The organism is Vibrio sp. Of14-4 (genome assembly GCF_022347625.1).
GTDB lineage: Bacteria > Pseudomonadota > Gammaproteobacteria > Enterobacterales > Vibrionaceae > Vibrio > Vibrio pristinus.
The window spans coordinates 1-19,364 of record NZ_JAKRGI010000018.1 but is presented as its reverse complement, the minus strand read 5'-3'; the positions used below and the strand labels follow the sequence as shown (position 1 = coordinate 19,364).

Annotated in this window: 20 protein-coding genes and 1 pseudogene; 11 read left to right on the top strand and 10 right to left on the bottom strand. The window is 42.1% G+C overall.

Translation table 11 applies throughout. The features are described 5' to 3' along the window. Positions 1-142: 142 nt before the first annotated feature. The 6 genes from MHN79_RS16150 to MHN79_RS16125 all read left to right on the top strand — a co-directional run bounded on the left by MHN79_RS16150 (position 143) and on the right by MHN79_RS16125 (position 6,765). The gene (locus MHN79_RS16150) at positions 143-958 is read left to right on the top strand and encodes an SDR family NAD(P)-dependent oxidoreductase (RefSeq protein ID WP_239173735.1); all 816 of its coding nucleotides are present in this window, start codon (positions 143-145) and stop codon (positions 956-958) included. 162 nt (positions 959-1,120) lie between these two features. Beyond that, positions 1,121-1,846: a transporter substrate-binding domain-containing protein gene (locus MHN79_RS16145; protein WP_239173734.1), complete on the top strand. Its 726-nt coding sequence runs from the start codon at positions 1,121-1,123 to the stop codon at positions 1,844-1,846. Positions 1,847-2,067: 221 nt separating this feature from the next. Beyond that, positions 2,068-2,949 (top strand): 2OG-Fe dioxygenase family protein, encoded by an 882-nt coding sequence (locus MHN79_RS16140; RefSeq protein WP_239173733.1) that lies wholly within the window; start codon positions 2,068-2,070, stop codon positions 2,947-2,949. 86 nt (positions 2,950-3,035) lie between these two features. Beyond that, a complete protein-coding gene (locus MHN79_RS16135) occupies positions 3,036-4,175 on the top strand; it encodes a sugar diacid recognition domain-containing protein (protein ID WP_239173732.1) in 1,140 nt (379 codons plus the stop codon). 138 nt (positions 4,176-4,313) lie between these two features. Further along, positions 4,314-5,579 carry a GntP family permease gene (locus tag MHN79_RS16130; protein ID WP_239173731.1) on the top strand — a complete coding sequence of 422 codons (1,266 nt, stop codon included), beginning with the start codon at positions 4,314-4,316 and terminating at the stop codon, positions 5,577-5,579. 49 nt (positions 5,580-5,628) lie between these two features. After that, complete coding sequence (locus tag MHN79_RS16125; protein ID WP_239173730.1) at positions 5,629-6,765, top strand: glycerate kinase; 1,137 nt, start codon at positions 5,629-5,631, stop codon at positions 6,763-6,765. Positions 6,766-7,030: 265 nt separating this feature from the next. On the opposite strand, the gene MHN79_RS16120 is transcribed toward MHN79_RS16125, so the two are convergent. Together MHN79_RS16120 and MHN79_RS16115 are read right to left on the bottom strand one after the other, a co-directional pair. Continuing rightward, positions 7,031-7,600 (bottom strand): tRNA-dependent cyclodipeptide synthase, encoded by a 570-nt coding sequence (locus MHN79_RS16120; RefSeq protein WP_239173729.1) that lies wholly within the window; start codon positions 7,598-7,600, stop codon positions 7,031-7,033. A gap of 206 nt (positions 7,601-7,806) precedes the next feature. After that, positions 7,807-8,652, bottom strand: a complete 846-nt coding sequence (locus tag MHN79_RS16115) for an MBL fold metallo-hydrolase (RefSeq protein ID WP_239173728.1) — start codon at positions 8,650-8,652, stop codon at positions 7,807-7,809. 275 nt (positions 8,653-8,927) lie between these two features. Here MHN79_RS16115 and MHN79_RS16110 point away from each other — a divergent pair, with 275 nt between their 5' ends. Next, positions 8,928-9,632, top strand: a complete 705-nt coding sequence (locus MHN79_RS16110) for a DUF445 domain-containing protein (RefSeq protein WP_239173727.1) — start codon at positions 8,928-8,930, stop codon at positions 9,630-9,632. 37 nt (positions 9,633-9,669) lie between these two features. On the opposite strand, the gene MHN79_RS16105 is transcribed toward MHN79_RS16110, so the two are convergent. The 4 genes from MHN79_RS16105 to proV all read right to left on the bottom strand — a co-directional run bounded on the left by MHN79_RS16105 (position 9,670) and on the right by proV (position 13,610). Further along, the gene (locus MHN79_RS16105) at positions 9,670-10,146 is read right to left on the bottom strand and encodes an Lrp/AsnC ligand binding domain-containing protein (RefSeq protein WP_114785371.1); all 477 of its coding nucleotides are present in this window, start codon (positions 10,144-10,146) and stop codon (positions 9,670-9,672) included. Positions 10,147-10,367: 221 nt separating this feature from the next. Beyond that, positions 10,368-11,375, bottom strand: a complete 1,008-nt coding sequence (proX, locus tag MHN79_RS16100) for a glycine betaine/L-proline ABC transporter substrate-binding protein ProX (RefSeq protein ID WP_239173726.1) — start codon at positions 11,373-11,375, stop codon at positions 10,368-10,370. Then, a complete protein-coding gene (gene proW / locus MHN79_RS16095) occupies positions 11,372-12,418 on the bottom strand; it encodes a glycine betaine/L-proline ABC transporter permease ProW (protein WP_239173725.1) in 1,047 nt (348 codons plus the stop codon). The genes proX and proW overlap by 4 nt, the downstream gene beginning before the upstream one ends. A 4-nt stretch (positions 12,419-12,422) precedes the next feature. After that, positions 12,423-13,610: a glycine betaine/L-proline ABC transporter ATP-binding protein ProV gene (proV, locus tag MHN79_RS16090; protein WP_239173724.1), complete on the bottom strand. Its 1,188-nt coding sequence runs from the start codon at positions 13,608-13,610 to the stop codon at positions 12,423-12,425. A 557-nt stretch (positions 13,611-14,167) separates the two neighbouring features. On the opposite strand from proV, the gene MHN79_RS16085 reads away from it, so the two are divergent. Then, complete coding sequence (locus MHN79_RS16085) at positions 14,168-14,758, top strand: LysR family transcriptional regulator (RefSeq protein ID WP_239173723.1); 591 nt, start codon at positions 14,168-14,170, stop codon at positions 14,756-14,758. Here the strand turns inward: MHN79_RS16085 and MHN79_RS16080 are convergent. Then, positions 14,754-14,930: pseudogene (locus tag MHN79_RS16080) on the bottom strand (VOC family protein); the annotation flags it as partial. The gene MHN79_RS16085 and the pseudogene MHN79_RS16080 sit on opposite strands and share 5 nt — an antisense overlap. Positions 14,931-15,122: 192 nt before the next feature. Between MHN79_RS16080 and MHN79_RS16075 the strand changes: the two are divergent. Next, on the top strand, positions 15,123-15,545 hold the full coding sequence (locus MHN79_RS16075) for a VOC family protein (RefSeq protein ID WP_114785365.1): 423 nt from the start codon (positions 15,123-15,125) through the stop codon (positions 15,543-15,545). Here MHN79_RS16075 and MHN79_RS16070 read toward each other — a convergent pair. Beyond that, on the bottom strand, positions 15,538-16,434 hold the full coding sequence (locus MHN79_RS16070) for a LysR family transcriptional regulator (RefSeq protein WP_239173722.1): 897 nt from the start codon (positions 16,432-16,434) through the stop codon (positions 15,538-15,540). The genes MHN79_RS16075 and MHN79_RS16070 overlap by 8 nt on opposite strands. Before the next feature lie 177 nt (positions 16,435-16,611). Here MHN79_RS16070 and bla point away from each other — a divergent pair, with 177 nt between their 5' ends. Continuing rightward, on the top strand, positions 16,612-17,466 hold the full coding sequence (bla, locus tag MHN79_RS16065) for a class A beta-lactamase (RefSeq protein ID WP_239173721.1): 855 nt from the start codon (positions 16,612-16,614) through the stop codon (positions 17,464-17,466). Positions 17,467-17,501: 35 nt separating this feature from the next. Then, complete coding sequence (locus tag MHN79_RS16060) at positions 17,502-18,344, top strand: MBL fold metallo-hydrolase (protein WP_239173720.1); 843 nt, start codon at positions 17,502-17,504, stop codon at positions 18,342-18,344. A 72-nt stretch (positions 18,345-18,416) separates the two neighbouring features. Here MHN79_RS16060 and MHN79_RS16055 read toward each other — a convergent pair whose 3' ends face one another. Together MHN79_RS16055 and MHN79_RS16050 are read right to left on the bottom strand one after the other, a co-directional pair. Continuing rightward, on the bottom strand, positions 18,417-18,851 hold the full coding sequence (locus MHN79_RS16055) for a hypothetical protein (protein WP_239173719.1): 435 nt from the start codon (positions 18,849-18,851) through the stop codon (positions 18,417-18,419). Between the two features lie 18 nt (positions 18,852-18,869). After that, a partial coding sequence (locus tag MHN79_RS16050; protein ID WP_239173718.1) for a hypothetical protein occupies positions 18,870-19,364 on the bottom strand: 495 nt, incomplete at its 5' end.

Genomic DNA, 19,364 nt, shown 5'->3' with positions numbered 1-19,364 from the left:
ATAAAAAGCTCAGTTGTACATGTTTCGTCAATTCACATTTATAATGAGTCCTATCGTTCTCAAAAACTCAACGACACGAATGATCTATTTTCACCAAGATCTATAATTGGCTAAATCTAGGTTAATAAGTAATAAAATAGTTATGCAAAATATTATATTGGTTACCGGCGCTACGGATGGGATAGGTTTAGAAACAACCAAAAAGTTGGTTACACAGGGCCATCATGTAATAATCCATGGACGTAACCCATCGAAGGTTACAGCGGTGCAAAGCACGTTAAAAAGCATCGGTAAAGGCAAAATAGATTCATTGGTTGCTGACCTATCCTCCTTTGAGGCCATCTATGAGATGATAAATACCATTAACCAAACCTACGATAAGTTGGATGTTGTCATTAATAACGCTGGTATTTTCTCAACTTCGCAGACGATAACCGACAAAGGCTTGGATGTGCGATTTATGGTCAATACTATCGCTCCTTACCTCATAACTCATCGGCTTCAGCCTGTAATGACCCCCTCTAGTCGCGTTATAAACCTCTCGTCTGCCGCACAAGCACCTGTAAACTTGCTTGCTCTAGAGGGAAAACTGCCGCTTAGTGATGGTGAGGCTTACGCACAAAGCAAGCTCGCCCTGACCATGTGGTCAAGAAAAGTTGGTACAGACTGTAGGACATCAGGACCATTAATCGTTGCGGTGAATCCAAAATCGTTTCTTGGCAGCAAAATGGTCAAAGATGCTTATGGTGTAGCAGGTGGTGACATTAGCCAAGGTGCGGATATCCTAGTCAAAGCGGCTATCTCCGACGAATTCGCCCACGCATATGGTGAGTATTTCGACAATGATATAGAAGCATTTACGTCTCCACATAGAGATGCTCTCGACAATGACAAGATCAGTGAAGTGCTAAAAACTATAGAGAAAGTCATAGCGATGCACAGTACATTGCCGAGCTAAGCTTAAAACACACGGTTGCGCTATCTTAATCAAAGCAGCATCCAAAAATTATGCTTTCGCTCCTACAAAAGCTCAGGCAAATTAATCCAGATAGCTGAGCTATATCGCCTAAACTGTTAACTAGAAGATAATTTTGTCGATGGCAATAATACAGGCTATGCAATGAAGGCACTAATACTCAGCATATTCATTTTGATATTCAGTCAAGTATCGTATGGAAAGAATATAATAATCGGTGTGGAAAATATTGATTATCATCCTATCTCTTCGATTAAGTCTGGTGAGTATGCTGGCTATGCAAGAGAGCTACTTGACCATTTTGGAGCAAAATATAATCACACAATTACATATCGGCCACTACCCATTGTTCGTCTTTTTCATGAACTTGTTGAAGATGAAATAGATTTAAAATTTCCTGACAACCCCAACTGGGCAAGCGACTTTAAACAAGGCACCGATATAACATACAGTCAATCAGCATTGAGCTATACCGATGGCATCATGGTTTCCGCCGACAAACTTGGTCAAACCAAACTCAAAACTTTAGGCATAGTAAGAGGCTTTACTCCTTATGCGGTCATTGACGAGGTGAACCAAGGAGCAATCAAAGTCAAAGAGTTCAATAACATTAAAACTCTTATCAGCATTTTCCTCAATAGAGACGATGTTGAAGGTGTATATTTTAATGTTGCAATCGCCAGCTATACCATGAGGTCACTTGGGATCGATGATGAAATGATTGCTTTTGATCCCTCTCTTCCACACATCAAGGGGGATTACTTTCTATCGACGGTGAAACATACAGATGTCATCAAAGAGTTTGATGAATTCTTGAAAAAGAATGCTTCATTTGTTGAAAAATTGAAAGAGAAGTACGGTCTAAATTAAAAGAACTCTAGATGATTTATCCCCTATAACAATTCCCCTTAGGCTAAATAGGAAGTGATTGCTCAATTACACTCTATGTACATAATTTTGCTAAAAAAATTCACACTTTCATCTCCTAAACAAGTAAAAATAACAAGAAAAGTAGTCTTAAGCCTTTAGGTGAATACAATGGCAAAAATTTGTCATCCAAAGACTTAAACTTGATAAAGGGATTAATCATTTTGACTATTTCAAACGGTCCAATCGAGGTCTTCTCAGAAAAATCGTGTTCAGGCTTACTCAAAGAAAGTTATTTAAAAGTGTTCCAAGAAGCTCCTTGGGACAAATACTTACACAGACAATGCCAATTAGAGTGGATAACCAACCAAGAAGATCTATTTGGCTCTTCAATGCTCACTGTTGGTGATAAACACGAGTTTTACCTTGGTATTTTGTCCGTCGATGAGCTTGTTAAAAAGTTAAGCTCTAGCGTTGACTTAGAGGAAGTTAAACACTCAATAGAAATGATAAAACCCTCCAGAAAAAGATTTATCAGCAGTGCCATCGCAACCATAGTTGACGGCAATATAACTGGCCTACAGAGGGTTAAAACCAAACCATTTGGGCAAGCATTGGCAGAGATTGAACATAGCGAAAAGATCGATTTCAGAAGCTTACCACGAGTCTTTACAGAATTACCTCAGCAGTATTTTAACGATGACCTTGTGCGCTTTATCAAGTCCAACATCAAAAGAGCGGTGCACAGTAATCCTAAAATAAAGATGTTAAACATCACTGTTCATCACACCTGTATTGTCTGTGACAAGAACAGCGATGGAACAAATTCTCCAGAAGGTATACACCAAGATGGCAGTGATTACCTAGTGTCGGCGTATGTCCTAGAGCGCTGTAACATAGAAGGTGGGGCTAGCGTTATTTTTGGCGAAGATAAATCAACTGAAATACTACGCACAACGCTAGATGCAGGATATGGGATATTCCAGCCCGACCTTCATACCAGCTTATGGCACTATGTTGAGCCGATTAAAGTAGCTAGAGACGCATCATTTGGTTGGCGTTCTTCTGTGGGTTTAGATCTCGATATTATGGAATTATATCCCTGACAATATAAGCTTTGGTCGTATTAATCCTAATGGTCGTTATGCTATGTTAGCTCTGTTGATAAGCCTGACCGAAAGATCCTTCGAACATGCAGTTAAATTCTTTAATCGCAAAACAAATTGTTGAGCGTGCGACCAAAATCATTCAGTACCCCGTTAACGTCATGGATGAACATGGACACATCATTGGCTCGAGCGATCCAAGCCGATTAAACAAACTCCATGACGGTGCTCTATTGGCCATCCATGATAATCGTGTTGTCGAAATCAGTGATGAGACTGCAAAGACTTTAATGGGGGTAAAACAAGGCATTAATTTGCCCATTTTACATCAAGACAAGGTCATTGGTGTGGTCGGCATTTCGGGCAATCCTGACGAGGTACGACGTTTTGGAGAAATGGTCAAAATGACTGCTGAGTTGATTGTCGAACAAGCTGATTTAATGGCTCAGATTCAGTGGAATAAGCGTCATCGAGAAGAACTCCTGTTACAGCTTATTCAAGGCTCCACATTAAATGAAACGCAATTGCTATCGATAGCTGAACGATTAGACCTAGATCTGTCTCAGCCAAGAGTGGCTGCAGCCATTAAAGTGATACCAAAACAAGGACACCCTCTAACACTAGAGCAGCTACAAAAGCTGGTCCATCTACTGGAATACCCTGAACGAGATAACATAGTCGGTATTGTGTCAGTATCGCAAAACGAAGTCGTGGTACTCAAACCCATCACTGTCGTTAACCAATCATGGAGCAAAACAGAAGAGAACAAGCGAGTCAAACGTCTGCTCAAACGAATCAGTCAAGAGACCGACTTTTCAATTCAAATCGCCATAGGGGACTATTTTCCCGGCTTGGTTGGTTTGTCTCGCTCTTACGAAACAGCGAAGGCTACCCTATCTTGTAGTAGTAGCAAACAAGCCATCCTTTTTTATCAGGATAATAAACTATCGGTTCTCATTGATGGTTTGATACAAGATGAATGGCGTAAAGCACAAGTCAGCCAACCTATCCATCTATTAAAACAACAAGACGCTAAAGGCACCTTGATAAAAACTTTGACCGTATTTTTTGCACAAAATTGCGACCTTGCTCAAACTTGTGCAAAGCTCCATATTCATCGTAATACATTAAGATACCGCCTAGAAAAAATAGAACATATAACCAGACTTAAAATCAATAAGATAGATGAAAAAATTCAACTTTATTTGGCTTTAAGGTGTATGTAAGCGAACTATATTTATTGTGCAATAATACAAAAAATATCTTATTAACGAGTATCGATATTGTTATTTTGCCTAAAGATTTCTTACCACTCATCGCTTAGTCTGCGTTCAGTTTCATCAATAAGCGAGAATAAAAATAAAATGATAGAAGTCACCACTCTTGGCGCATTAACCGCTTTGGTTGTCGCTATTACCCTTATACTGAAGAAAGTCCCGCCCGCATATGGAATGATCATCGGCGCCCTGATCGGTGGTGTTGTCGGTGGAGTCTCTCTCACAGAGACTGTCGGTTTGATGATTGGCGGCGCGCAAGACATTGTTACGGCAGTACTGCGCATACTCGCAGCTGGGGTACTTGCAGGCGTACTGATAGAGTCAGGCGCGGCAACCTCAATTGCAGAGACCATAGTCAAAAAAGTCGGTGAAACGCGCGCTCTACTGGCTTTGGCAGTCGCGACAATGATTCTCACTGCTGTAGGAGTGTTTGTCGATGTAGCGGTTATTACTGTATCGCCTATTGCACTTGCCATCGCTCGCCGCGCCGACATATCAAAAACCGCTATCTTATTGGCCATGGTGGGGGGTGGTAAAGCAGGTAATGTCATGTCTCCCAACCCCAATGCCATTGCAGCAGCAGATGCCTTCGACGTCCCACTTACATCAGTCATGGCGGCAGGAATTATTCCTGGTTTGTTTGGCTTGGTGCTGGCCTACCTGATTGCAAAAAAGTTAGTCAACAAAGGCTCAAAAGTCGAAGCCACTGAAGTCATCGATATCGATCATTCTCGCATCCCCAGTTTCAAACTTGCTATCGTGGCCCCTTTGGTTGCGATCGTCCTTTTATCACTACGCCCTATTGCGAATATTAATATTGATCCACTCATTGCCTTACCCCTAGGCGGGCTGATTGGCGCACTTGTCATGGGACGCTTTGCCGATACCAACCATTTTGCCGTTTCAGGGCTTAGCCGCATGGCACCTGTCGCGGTAATGCTGCTTGGCACAGGCACCTTGGCTGGTGTTATCGCTCACTCAGGACTAAAGGATGGTTTGATTGAAGTTCTCACCGCCTCTGGTCTACCTTCTTTTCTACTTGCTCCAATTTCAGGTGCGATGATGTCATTAGCAACCGCCTCCACCACGGCTGGCACAGCGGTAGCCTCCTCTGTATTTAGTGACACCATTTTACATCTAGGTGTACCCGCTTTGGCTGGTGCGGCTATGATTCATTCAGGTGCAACTGTACTTGATCATATGCCTCACGGCAGTTTTTTCCATGCCACTGGCGGCGCACTTCATATGGATATTAAAGAACGCCTAAAGCTCATTCCCTACGAGTCTGTCGTCGGCCTGATGATTGCCTTTGTTTCAACAATGATGTTTGGTGTGTTTGGTTGGTTTGTTTAAAACCCCAGTGCTGCTTAGATGCAAATTAACCTTAGTTTGAGGATAGAAAATGAAAATTGTCATCGCACCTGATTCTTACAAAGAAAGCTTAACCGCAATGGAAGTTGCTACAGCAATTGAACAGGGCTTTAAAAAGGTAATGCCCAATGCGGAGTATATTAAGCTACCAATGGCTGATGGCGGTGAAGGCACAGTACAATCACTAGTGGATGCAACGAATGGAAGTATTTTAACCGCTAGGGTTACTGGGCCATTGGGCGAAACTGTCGAGGGTTTCTACGGTTTGTTAGGTGAGGGCTCTACCGCTGTGATTGAAATGGCTGCAGCATCTGGTCTTCACCTCGTGAATCCTGACGAACGTAACCCTATGCTTACCACCACATTTGGTACTGGTGAGCTGATTAAGCAAGCATTAGATTCAGGTGTCACACACATCATTCTCGGTATTGGTGGCAGTGCAACCAATGATGGTGGCATGGGCATGGCACAAGCACTCGGCGCTCGTTTCTATGATAAATCAGGCGCAGACTTAGGGTATGGGGGTGGTGCTCTATCTGAACTCGCAAGAATCGATCTATCCGGCTTGGACAAGCGTTTAGCAAATGTAACTCTGGAAGTTGCTTGTGATGTTGACAATCCCTTATGCGGCCCTAAAGGCGCATCCCATGTTTTTGGCCCACAAAAAGGCGCCACTCCAGAAATGGTGGAGCAACTTGACATAAACCTTGCCCACTTCGCTGATGTGATTCGTCAAACAACGGGTATAGAAGTGATCAACCAAGCGGGAGCTGGTGCAGCTGGTGGGCTAGGTGCAGCGCTGCTTGGTCTATTAAATGCAAAGTTGCGCGCTGGAATCAATATTGTGACGGATTTTGTAAAGCTTGAACAAGAAGTCAGAGACGCCACTCTGGTGATCACAGGTGAAGGGCGTATCGACAGCCAAACTATTTATGGTAAAACACCAATTGGCGTAGCTAGGATTGCTAAACAGTACCACCTACCCGTTATTGGTATTGCCGGAAGCGTGTCTAAAGACTGTCATGTAGTATATGAGCACGGTATCGATGCGGTTTATAGTGTTGTCCTTGGTGCGACTGACCTTCCTACCGCATTAAAAGAAGCAAAATCAAATATTGAAATATCTGCACGAAATATAGCTTCAGCACTCACACTCCGTCTAAAATAACCCTCAAAGTTTACAGTGTAAAGGCCGCTATTTTGCGGCCAATAACTCTTGTTGTATGCTAGCCAAAGCGCTTAAATGCTCAAGCCAAGCTTCTAACTATACCATTGAGCTAATGGAATCTTAAAGACACTATTACTAAGTCACGCAGAGCTGAAGTGGCTTCTGGGTGTAGCCCACGCACAACTTCATCAAGAATAGTAAATGCACCAGGGTATAGCATAACGGGTAAATTTTGATCATATAAGCATGCAAATATGGCAAATTCTTATAAAAAGTACTGAATAGAACTTTGTATCTGCAAGCATTCTTCTGCTTGTTCAAGCGATTTAGGTGCAATTTTCTGAAATTGAATCGCCGATGAAATGACCGAGTTTCTATAGTCCAAGTCTGTATTGTAGAGCTCTTTTAAGCACTGGTAATAGTCTTTATATAAATCCGTTTTTTGGACTTCAGAACATCGAACAAACTGAAAACTGGTTGGCAAATTAAGCCTGCTAATGATTTCCTCTGCCTGTTCAATATATTCTCTACCCATAACCAAGGCTCGCTCTAAACACTCTTGTTCTGAGTCAGAGGACTGACGAGCAAGATTTAAGCGATGAACACTATCCCCGACCAATAAGCTGCAAGAATCGAATCGTTTAGATACCCACTTTAAGACAGCTTCAAGCTTTAATGGGGTGAAGTGATGATTGCTTAGGCTAATGCCAAGAAAACAACTCTCTAACTCATGAAAACTTCCCCGCATATCAAGAGGGTATACACGAGAAACTTCTGTTCTATAGCGCTTTCTTTTCGTTAAGTGATCGTGTTTTTCTACAGCTAATTCACTCATTTTCAACCTCACAAGTTGACGACAAAAATCACTGACCCACTTATAAGTAGCTGATTAGATTTAACTAATGTGATTTGCAGCCTCAAATAACCAAATGAGTTGAATAATATACTTGTAGGTGTAGGTATCAATGGAATGCTTTACGCTGTGTTTAAAACTGTGACTAATTTAGGTATAAGTTTCGCATTTAAATAATGAATTACTCACTAAATACTCACACAGCGACCGGTTGGAATATGCTCTAAACGATCACCTAACACGCGTTTCAAAATTGTATAAGCTTTCATACCAGTGCAGTGGCCTGTATAAAACCGAACAATAGGATATTCAGCTAGAGCTTTTGCTACCGCTTCAATATCATGTTTGGTGCCCCCGATACTATTGAATATCGGTAAGCCTACGAGATGAAAACCACCCACAACCGCTTTAATTTTCTGCTTCGGAAATAAATTCACGACTGTTTCAATCATATTGAGCACACCACTATGGGCGCACCCGGTGAAGATAACCAATCCATCCACTTCCTCAATAACAAGGATCAGTTCGTGATCAAAGGTATCGCGTTCAATGCCTTGCTTTGACTGCGTATAAAGATACTGATTTCCGGCAGGTTGGGGATATTTTCTCTCAATTTGCGTAATAAGATGGACACTGGGAGCAATCTCAGTGGTATTTTTTATCAACTCCATCCTATGGGCATTGCGCTCCAATATCGTTTTATTCAGGCCAACGTTAGTCTTAAAGCCATATGCCTGAAAGTAGTAGTCTTTATCCTCGCACTCTCTCATATAGACTTTGGCTTTGTGATTGATATTCACGAAATGCGTAATACCGTTACAATGGTCATGATGTCGATGAGATAACACCACCAAGTCTACCTCGGCAATATTAATATCCAGTAAAAGAGCATTGTCACAAAATGTTCGGCCATTGCCCGCATCAAATAAGAGTTGAGTACTGGCCGTTTCGATATGAAGCGATAAACCTCGTTCAACAGCCAGATCTTTCCTGCTGTCCAAACGTGAATTATCGACAAGGGTCGTGATTTTCATACTTACTGTTTATTACTCCAATGACTCTTCTGGTCTCGAATAATCATCTATTCATTTTTGTATTGTTAATACACTAACACACTCACCTTGAAGAGCTTAACTAGGACTTTACGACATAGGGTTAAGTCTGATATTTGAAACAAAACCCACAACCTGTAAGAAGAAATTCACTCGCGGACAACAGAGGCAAAACTTTACACCATACCCATATTCAATCTAAGCAGCGACTTGGTATATACTCGCAACATTGACACTCAATCATTGTTTTATAGAAGATGAACAAAAGCTTACTGACTAATCTACTCGCACTGGCTTTGTTAGCGGGCGGCTACCAGACAGGCAATTCGATTGCTTACTATGCAGGCTTATTCGCGTTCTCCGGCGCCATTACCAACTGGCTAGCCATCCACATGCTGTTTGAAAAAGTCCCAGGCCTATACGGTTCAGGCGTTATTCCAGCCAGATTCGAGGAATTTAAAGCCGCAATCAAAAACCTCATGATGGAGCAGTTTTTTACCGAGCAAAACATCGACCGTTTTCTTAATAAAGAAATGTCGGGAGGTAAAAGCCTAAAACTAGAGCCGATTTTGGAAAAAGTCGACTTTAACCCAACTTTTGACTCTTTAGTTAGCGTGATTGCCAACTCTTCGTTTGGCGGTGCCTTGGCCATGTTCGGCGGCACTGAAGCACTCCAGCCACTAAAAGCACCATTTGTCGAAAAAATGCAGCAAGCTGTGGTTGAGATCAGCCAAAGTGATGCCGTAAAAGAAGCGCTCAAAGATCAATTAGAATCGCCCGCAATGATGGAAGAAATTCAAGCCAACATTGAAAATATCATTGATCAAAGACTTAATGAATTAACGCCAAAACTGGTTAAAGAAATCGTGCAGAAAATGATTAAGCAGCACCTAGGGTGGCTTGTGGTGTGGGGCGGTGTGTTTGGCGGCCTGATTGGCATCGCGTCTTCGTTTATTGCCTAATATCAAGCATTAAAAAGGGAAACAATACTTCCCTTTTTTATAACGTCATGATCAAATCAGCGTTGATGCCAAAGCTGGTTTTATGCTCTTCAATTACCACTTCGCTGCGGGTTTGAATCACACCAGGTAGAGAGCCAAGCTTGCTCGACATAAAATCCTGATACGCTTTCATATCTTTGACACGAACTTTAATCATGGTATCGAAATCACCAGACAGAGAGTAACATTCCTCTATTTCTGGCATGTCTTCAACCGCTTTGGCAAACTTATCAAAAATCGAAAAGCTCGTCTGATCAAGGCGAATATGAATAAACACCTGAACGTCTAATCCAAGTTTCTCTGGGTTCAGCTCTGCGTGATAGCCTTTTATATAGCCTTCTTTTTCTAGGCGTTTCACACGGTCTGAGCAAGGGGAGGTCGTCAAATTGACGGACTTAGCCAGCTCCACAACAGGAAGACGCCCTTTGAGGTTTAAGATACGCAAGATCTCTCGATCAATTCTATCTAAGCTCATTTACTGCCTTTAGGTAAAAGATCATGGCAAAGATAATAATCTATATAACTATACCTAGCCTATGAAAATTGGCGATTATTGTTACACGCGGCACTAAATGTTTTGATGAAATGGGCTATTAACATCGCGTTCCACAAACAAAGTTATGGGCTGGACAAAGCTAGACTACTTGGAGCCTCCAACTAAATGGTCCACACCAAGCAGTCAGCTCTATTGTGGAATTACAACGCTGCTTTTTTAGCCTCCGATATCCATGCATCAAATTGTGAGCGATTGGCTTTTATCCAACCATTAACATGAGATTCAATATCGGCTGAACTATTTTTCCCTTGACTCATCATCATGTTTTGAGCACTGACATCATTAATATCTAACTTAATGATTTCAAAAAGCTTAGCGGCTGCAGGATTCTTATCTGTGAAGGCCTTATTGGCCACAATACGCATCGAGTTCATTTCAAACCCATAGTTCTTACCATTCGGCAACGTGGTATCAACATTTTCACGCTCACCGGGCAACGCAGAAAACGGGACTTCAAGCCAAACAACATCTTTTCTTGGTACAAGAACGCCACTCACCCAGTATGGAGTCCAGGTGTAATACAAAACAGGATCGCCTTTTTTATAGCGTGATATAGTGTCGGCAATAATCGCCGCATAGTTGCCTTGGTTGTGCGTAACCGTATCTTTCAGTCCGAATGCAGCGATCTGCTTTTCAATGACCATTTCACAACCCCAACCAGGATTACAACCGGTTAGATCAGCTTTACCATCACCGTTAGCATCAAAAAGGCTGGCTAATTTAGGATCCTTCAGTTGACCAATGTTAGTAATGCCGTATTTTTCTGCTGTCTTTTTATCGATCAAATACCCTTGTGCGGCACCACTGATGTAGTTACCTTGTCGATAAAATTTCTCGTCTCCACCTGCCATTGTGTATTTATCAGCATGAAGTGGAAACCAACCAACAGCAAGAAACGTCGCATCGCCCTTCGCGATAGAAGTATAACCAACGTTATAATCCACTTCCTTAGTTTCTTTGACTTGGTACCCAAGCTCTTCAAGAGCACGATTCACAATTAAAGTTTGGAAGGTTTCTTCGGCCACCGTAGATTGCAAGGGTTGAACTGTCACGCCTTCACCAGGAAGGCTATCTGCCGATACATAAACAGGAAGTAACAATGTAAATAAAGCACTTACTTTCAGTAACTTCGTCCATGAAAGGTTCATTTGTAATTCTCCTCTAGAGATGCTCTGGTAGTTTTCGTTTGTTTAACAAAGCGTAAGACAATAGAAATTGGACCAGATTGGTACCAACGCGTTTTAGTGTCTCCCGCATTGTTTCCTAACTCTTGGGTTATTCGGTCTAATAAGATCGCAAGTATTACAATACCTAGCCCTCCAACCGCAGCCAGTCCCATATCCAATCGCCCAATTCCTCTTAAGACCATTTGCCCCAAACCACCAACTGCAATCATTGAAGCTATGACTACCATGGAGAGTGAAAGCATTAACGTCTGATTTACCCCAGCCATAATGGTCGGCAGAGCGAGAGGCAATTGGATGCGATATAACATCTGCTTCTTGCTCGCACCAAATGAATGCCCAGCCTCAATAAGCTCTTCTGGCACTTGTTGTATGCCCAAAATGGTTAATCTAATCACAGGAGGAAGGGCAAAAATGATCGTCACAACGACTCCGGGGACATTGCCAATGCCGAATAGCATGACAATAGGAACAAGGTAAACAAACGCTGGCGTCGTTTGCATAGCATCCAATATCGGCCTAACGAATTTAGCAGCAGTATCACTCCTAGCAAGCCAGATACCGACAGGCAAACCTATCAATAAACAGAAAAATACAGAGGTCATAACCAAGGCTAGCGTTGTCATCGACTGAGACCAAACACCAATCAAGCCTATAAATATCAATGAGATAAACGTCATTATGCCAAGTCGAAGATTGGAAAACTGCCAAGCAAGCAATGACAAAATTAATAACATTATCGGCGCAGGTGTAGACACAAGTGCGGCTTCGAATGAAGTTAAAATAAAGTCGATGGGTACACGGACAGCTTGAAATACAGGTCTGCCATGGGCTACAAGCCAGTCCAAACCTGACTCAACCCAATTATCTAGGGGTAAAAAAGAATCTTCAAAAGGATTCAATAGATCAAAGCTTTTCTCTTCAACAACGCCTGTATTTAGCCATTCATTAGACTTTTCAGATTGACTTGCACCCCATGGATCCGTCGTGTTTTGCGTGGATGACATAGTTCTACTCCTTGTCTAATACTTGCAGTAATCGAGACTTACTAATCACACCATAGTAATTACCGCTATCGTCAACGACAGGGACTGCGTAAGGAACGCCAGCAACGGACCCCAAAATACTATTTATGGGTTGCTCTGGTTTAAGGGTAACTGAATCATCAAGTTCGGCACTCGCCAGAGAGCGATTTTCTTTGTTTGCCAATTGGAGTGAATCTAATGAAACAATACCAGAATAGTGATTTCCCTTATCAACAATAATTCCAAACTCCCTGTCACTATCAACGAGTAATTGCAACGCTGAAGCTGGGCCATCATGTTCTGACTTTTTGAACACAGCTGCGGGTGCTTTTTTAGCAATATCTCTGGCGGTTAGCGCAGACGCTAGGTTAACACCTCTAAAAAACGCGGCTACATAGTCATTCGCGGGTTTTTGCAGAATTTCATCCGGTGTCCCAACTTGAACAACCCCTCCATCCTGCATAATGGCGATACGATCTCCAATACGCATCGCCTCATCAAGGTCGTGAGAAATAAATACTATCGTCCGCTTATCATCATTTTGCAGACGTATCAGCTCATCTTGCATTTCAGATCTTATTAATGGGTCAAGGGCAGAAAAGGCTTCGTCCATCAGTAGAATATCTGGGTCACAGGCTAATGCACGGGCTAGTCCGACACGCTGTTTCATACCTCCGGACAATTCATCAGGAAATGACTCACAATAGGCTTCCAAGCCAACCCTTTCTAATGCCTCGAACGCAAGTTTGTTTCTAGCATCAAGCCCAACACCGGCAAGCTCTAAACCAAAAGCCGCGTTTTCAAGGGTTGTCATATGAGGCATAAGCGCAAAGCTTTGAAAAACCATGGAGATATTTTTTCGGCGCACGGCTCTGAGCGCTTGTTCAGAAATATGTGAAATGTCGTTACCTTTGAAATATACACTTCCTTTCGTCGGCTCAATCAAGCGGTTTAGTAAACGGACCAAGGTAGACTTACCAGAGCCAGAAAGCCCCATAATTACAAAGATTTCACCTTGATTAATTGACAGAGATACATCATTTACTCCAATCGTGAGCCCCGTCCTTTCAAAGACTTGCTCCTTATCCAAACCGTCATTCAGCATGGTAAATGCGCGTTCAGTATTATCTCCAAATACTTTGTAGAGTCCCTTAACTTCCAGTATGGGAGTCATATGATTTATCCTTTGCTAGGTGCACAAGCGCACAAACACTTTGTACTCTAAACAAATAAATACGTATTTTCAAATCTCAAGTAGCTATAATCGTTAATTGGAAAATCAGGCCATCATGTTTACATTCCGTAAAAACAAAAAGCACGAGAACACAAATTATTGAATTAAAAGATAAAAATAAACATATAGATTATAATTTCACATATAGATTATTGACATATCCAACATAGCATATCTAGAAATGGCTAGATATGCGTCTGTAATGATATATATCTATTTAGATTAACCATTTATAGGCTAAACATTAGATGTCAAACTTTGTTTCAATATTGTGACAGAGAAGAAAATGATATTTAGGTCTCAATATAAGAAAATTTTCAGTGAAACCTGTAATGTTGCATGATTTTTCAATAAAACAACGCGGAAGTTTTATTTAGAGTACAAACTAAGAAGTGTTTTGGCTTTGGGTTTGACATTTGCTCTTATGAGACAAAAATTAATCTGTATAATGAAAACTTATCAAAATTGAATTTGTTGATAATTTTTGGTTTCTATCTATGCTTAATCCCGTTTGGCTAAACACCTTTAAAACCCTGATTGAAGTGGGTCATTTTACCAGAACGGCTGAAACGCTTCATATGACTCAGCCCGGTGTCACTCAGCATATCAACAAACTAGAAAATGCCTGCGGATATCCGCTAATAAAGCGCTTTAATAAACAGTTTGAGCTAACTCTGTACGGACAAAAAGTTTATCATTACGCACTTGATTACTTCGCCAATGAAGCGAAACTTTTACAAAACTTGGGTCAAGATGAAGCTTTTAAAGGGCGGTGCAGTATAGGTTGCTCGGGCACATTGGCTTGGCTGCTCTATTCTCCTTTACTAGACTTGCAAGCGCGCTATCCAGGTTTATCGATTGAACTAGAAGCCACGCCAAACGAGCGCATTTTTGAGCAAGTAAAGCAAGGCACTATCGACATTGGTTTGGTGACAACAAAGCCTGAACCTAAGTATTTCTCTAGCCAAAAGATCGGCGCAGAGCATCTCGCTTTAGTCGTGCCCACATGTACAAAGATAGATTCATCGTTAAACTCTCTGCTCAAGGATTTAGGTGTTATTCGACACCCTGATCTCGCGCATTATTAAAGCCTGCAAACCCTTCACCAAACACAGCAATGCACATACGCCCGATAGCAGACTCTCGCTCTTCGATAACTTTGGTGTTGTTCATCACAACTCGAAGACCCAGCGCCTGAGTATAAAACTCCACCGCTTTCGTCATATCGCCAACCATAATACCAAGGTGATTCATTTTCATAACAAGCTCCTAATCGCTCATAAAGTGAATATTTTATTTCAGTAGGAGCAGTATAAGAACCTGCCATGATAATTTAAAATTATCAATTTTAATTATAATGATAAATTATTATTTAAGTCCACAGCTCGCTAGGTGACAATTCACCTGTCTGATACTCTAACTACCCAATAGAGCTTTGATGAAGAGCAGAAAGTGAAACAAAATATCATCCATATTGCATTGGTGGTTGATGACTACGATGAGGCCATCGACTTTTACGTGAATAAACTGAATTTTGAACTGATAGAAGATACCTATCAGCCCGAGCAGGACAAACGCTGGGTAGTCGTCGCTCCGCCGAACTCACACGGTACAACATTACTGCTCGCAAAAGCTTCTAAACCTGAACAAAGAGGCTTTATTGGTAATCAGGCAGGCGGACGTGTATTTTTGTTTCTAAACACCGATGACTTTTGGCGTGATTATGAAAGAATGACGTCTATAGGTATTGAATTTATTAGGCAACCTCAGCAACAGGACTATGGTACCGTTGCCGTCTTTAAAGATTTATATGGCAATTTATGGGATCTTTTAGAGTTAAACCCTTCTCACCCAATGAGTTACAGATTCAGCTAGAAACTATGTCCGAACAGTACTCGATCTGCGCATCAAGCCAAGATTTAAACATCAGCTGAGAGTATGTTTCTGGCTTAGAGTCTAAACGGGTGAGCCAATACCCTCCCTTGTGAAGAAACACATCAAATGGCTGCATAATTGTCTTCTCTTTTAGTTTGCTTGCAAACATCAAAGGAGAAGCTAACGCAACACCAAAACCTTGCGCCGCAGCGTCCACCATAAGGGCGGTAGAATCAAAAGTAATACTATTGGAATAATGAACCTTAGCCTTTACACCAGCCTTAACTAGCCATTGATCCCATTCTTGAATATCGTATGACCTAAGCAAGGTATACTTAAGAATATCTTGGGGCTTGCTCAGTTGACTCGCGATGGATGGATGACACAAAACGGTAAAAGGGGTATCAAATAAAAGCTTGGCAACACTACCATGCCAATGACCTCGGCCAAATCGTATGATGTAGTCCAAACCTTCAGAAAACGCATCTGCAACATTGTTGTTGGTTGAAATTCTTAACTCAATGTCAGGGTGCTGACGATAAAAGCTATCAAGCTTTGGCAATAACCAATGAAGAGCAAAGGTTCCTACAACCCCCAAATTTAGCGGCTCTCGACTGACGCCAAGGCATAGGTTTTCTAGGCTAACCGTAAGCTCTGAAAATACTTTCTCCACCACAGGAAAAAGTCGCAGGCCCTCGAGTGTGAGAGCTATTCCCCTTGGCATTCGATTGAACAGCGTGGTTCCCAACCGACTTTCCAGTCCTTTAACTTGCTGACTCACCGCCGTTTGTGTCACACACAGCTCATCTGCTGCTCTGGTAAAGCTTTGATGCTTGGCTGATACGTAAAAGGCGCGTAACGAATTTAGCGGTAACTGACTCAAGTTCATAACGGTCTTAAGGTAATGGAAAGGCCATGGATTCTACCGGGTTTAGCTTTGTCAGCTCAAGGGTAAACGCCATTTTTAGGCCAAGAATTTCTTGGGTCTAAGCTCAGAATTCGTGTGTTGTCGCTCTCGAGTGACAAGCCTAGTATTCTTCCTTCCTATTACAGTGAAAAGACAATAATGAAAAAACATATTCTATGCTCCTTACTAGCCTTAGTATCAGTCCATTGCGTATCAGCCAGTCTTGAACAATCACTCTCGAAAATAGAGCAAGAAATCAAAGGGCAAGTCGGTGTCGCCGTCATCGACACTCAATCGCATAACCAATGGAGCTATAACGGAAACCAAAGATTTCCTATGATGAGTTCGTTTAAAACATTAGCTTGTGCAAAGGTGCTCTATGATGTGGAGCAGAAAGAGCTCTCGCTCAACCAAAAAGTTGATGTAGCAGAGTCTGGGTTAGTCAACTGGAATCCGATTACCGAAAACTTTGTTGGTAGTAAAATGTCTTTGCAAAGCGTTTGCGCCGCTACCATGTTGATGAGTGATAACTACGCCGCTAACTTAGCCCTTGAGCAAATTGGTGGGCCGAGTGGCTTAACGGCGTTTTTAAGGGAAATAGGCGATCAGAAAACGCGTTTGGATCGCTATGAACCAGACTTAAACTATGTTGAAAAAGGAGCAGAAAACGATACCACCACTCCTATCGCCATCACTCAAACCATCAAACGATTACTGACAGGTAATGTCCTTAGCGCTGACAGTAAAACACAATTACAGTTTTGGATGACTAATAATATGATCTCTGACTCTCTGGCTCGCGCTGTTTTACCTCAAGGGTGGTTGATAGCTGACAGATCAGGCGGCGGGGTTAAGGGTTCAAGAGCTCTTACCGCGATGATATGGAAGTCAGATCGAAAGCCGTTGTTTATCGGAATTTTTATTGCCAACTCGTCGCTCTCCACCTTGCCAGAAATTAATCAAGTTGTCGCAGATATTAGTCAGCTTATTTTTGCGCAATATGGTATTGAATAGATTCACTTAACCACGAATAAGATTTAAGGCTGGCCATGAAACCCACCGCACTTCTGTTACTATTTTTATCGTTGAATGCATTTTCTAGCGAGCAATCAGAAACCATTCCGGAAAAAACAGACCAGAACGGATATGTTGAGCCCTTTAAAATGTTTGACGATTTATACTACGTGGGTGATAAGTGGGTTTCATCTTATCTTATCCCTACTTCCGAGGGGCTTGTTCTGATTGATACGCTTGACAGTCCTTATGGGCGCTGGATCCCAAACAATATAGAGAAGCTTGGCTTCAATCCCAAACATCTGCGCTACATCATAATTACTCATGGTCATTCAGATCATGTCGGCGGCGCTGAATATATCCAAAGATATTTCGATGCAGAGGTTATTATGTCGAGCATTGATTTTCGCTTAGCTAAATTCACCGCCAAAAACTCCAGAGGAGACAATCGCTTCCTAGCACCGAAAGTGAAGACATTTGCTAATGATGACGACACCTTAGTCGTTGGTAATAAACAGTTTAGATTCTATTCCACGCCCGGACACACCAGAGGTGCTTTATCGATTGAATTTAACGTTACTCATCAAGGTGAAACTCATAAGGCATTTATTGTTGGCGGCAATGGGACCAATTTCACCGGATTGGAACTGGCGCAGCAGTATGTAAATAGCGTAAAAAAGATTCGAGCCTTATCTAAAACTGAGCCTCAAGTGGAAGTTAACCTCGCCAGTCACCCGCATTTGGCACAGATTTTTGAGCGCCACGCTAAAGAATCACAGCAAAGTAATCCCTTTGTCGACCCACAAGGTTTCCAAACCTTTTTGGATGTATTAGAAGAACGTGGAAGCAAAAGACTAGCCCAAGAGCAAACCCACTAATGAATATGAAGAGAGGATGCTTATACTGGTAGCCAGATAGAAAAAAGCCCAGCAAAGCTGGGCTTGGTATGTTTAGTCAAATTGATTCAGTAACGTTACATTGCAGTTTACCGCTACCGGTGAACTACCATAATCATACGAGCCGTCACTTTTATACTTTGTGATTGCAGTGCTTGTCACCTCTCCTTTGTGGATACCAAAATAAATTTCATAAGACTCAACCTTCAACTCCATAGAGCCTGAGGGCCCTGTTTCTAACTTGGGTGCTCTTTTATCTCGACCTGAGCGGTATTGAGTTAAACACTGATGCATTTTACCCAACTGCCCTTTCTGAGCGATAGAAAACTCCTTGGCAGCATACTCTCTAACCACATAGTGAGAATCGGGGCTAAGCGAAAAAATAGCTTGGTAAGGTTTTTCTCTTTCCCCTTGTCCCATAAGGAAAACAATAACTATAACTGGTACCACGATATGTACACTGATAGCCAATCGCTTTTTTAAACTCATGTATCATCACCACTTCTGCTACAACTTGTCATACATTTCTCCATAAGTCAGGTAGTCTCCCGTGCCATAACTGATCTGCACTCCTGCATCATGTTTGATTGGCCTGACTGAGGCTCCATACCAATCTTTTGTAAATTGATAACCATTGATGTTCCCCGCATCTGCTCTGATATAGGACATCGATGCACTATTGTACGCCCCCGTCATCACTTGGTAGTCACCTTTTAATGCTTGTTTGAAGTCTGGGCTGGTAAAGACGAGTGCTTCAACCCCAACATCCCCAGACAGGTTGTACTTGGCTAGGTTGACACCACCCTCAGCACTTAAGTACCCACCGCCATTGACGTTCAATCCTTGGCGCCAGTCAATATTGACCCATTTTCCAGCGGCAAACGCACCTTGCTGCTTTCCAATTGCATAACTTGGCGTTACACCTAATCCTAAAGTGATACCGCCATTGTCTATTGATTCCAAGGCGATTTTACCGAGCTGGTCTCGATGTTGATACCCTTG